The sequence below is a fragment of the Halorubrum sp. AJ67 genome (assembly GCF_000513435.1).
Window position 1 is genome coordinate 219,270 of the sequence record NZ_CBVY010000002.1, and the last position, 991, is coordinate 220,260.

Genomic DNA, 991 nt, shown 5'->3' on the forward strand with positions numbered 1-991 from the left:
CGGTGGACGGCGTTGTTCGTCGAGAGCGTCGCTCGCCCCGACCTCGAAGAGGGCGACGACGGCGCGCCGGATGCGGCCCGCATACTCTATGAGTCCCTCCAAGAGCGCGTGCTGACGCTGCCCGACGACACGCTGATCGGGGGCGCACACTTCAGCGACGCCGCCGAGCCAGCCGCGGACGGGACCTACACGGCCCCTATCGGCGACCTCGTCGAGGAGATGGACGCGCTCACGATGGACGAACAGGAGTTCGTCGACCTGATCCTCTCGGACATGCCGCCGCGGCCGGCCAACTACGAGGACATCATCGCGACGAACCTCGGGCAGAACGCCGTCGACGACGAGGAAGCGTTCACGCTCGAACTCGGCCCCAACAACTGCGCGGCGAGCCAGGAGTCGCTCGCGGGTGACTAACGACGCCAATGGTGATTGATCCAGTCCCGCTCCAACTCATCGCCGAGCTGTTCCCCAACGGGATCAGCCGGTACGCCGTCGGTGGGCTACTCGTCGGGCTCGGCACCGTCGTCATCTACCTCGGAACGGGCATCCCCGCCGGGGCGAGCACGTTCCTCGAGTCGACGCTGTCGTACGTCTCCGGTCAGTCGCGGTTCCAGCAGTACGTCGCCTCGCGGGACTGGCGGCTCGTGTTCACGGCCGGCATCATCCTCGGCGGGCTGGCCTTCGCCGCGACGTTCCAGTCCGGAGCGGTCACGAGCTCCCTGTACGAACCCGGGACCACCGGACAGTTGTACGAAGTCGCCGGCGTCACGCTCTGGACGACGGATGTCCAGCCGTGGCGGCTGTTCCTCGGCGGCATCCTCGTCGGGGTCGGGACCCGCGTCGGCAAGGGCTGTACGTCCGGTCACGGAGTCTGTGGCGTCGGCTCGGCGTCGAAGACCTCCCTCGTCGGCGTCCTGACGTTCCTGACGGTGGCGATCGGGACGGCACAAGTCGTCGGCGCACTGGGGGTGAGCCCGTGATGTGCGAGACG

General features: G+C 68.1%; 1 protein-coding gene and 1 pseudogene. Both read left to right on the forward strand.

The annotated features are described in order from the left end of the window. Positions 1 to 414 (forward strand): annotated as a pseudogene (locus BN903_RS02965) (MBL fold metallo-hydrolase); the annotation flags it as partial. An 8-nt stretch (positions 415 to 422) separates the two neighbouring features. Then, the gene (locus BN903_RS02970; RefSeq protein ID WP_048076309.1) at positions 423 to 980 is read left to right on the forward strand and encodes a YeeE/YedE family protein; all 558 of its coding nucleotides are present in this window, start codon (positions 423 to 425) and stop codon (positions 978 to 980) included. Positions 981 to 991 lie beyond the last annotated feature (11 nt).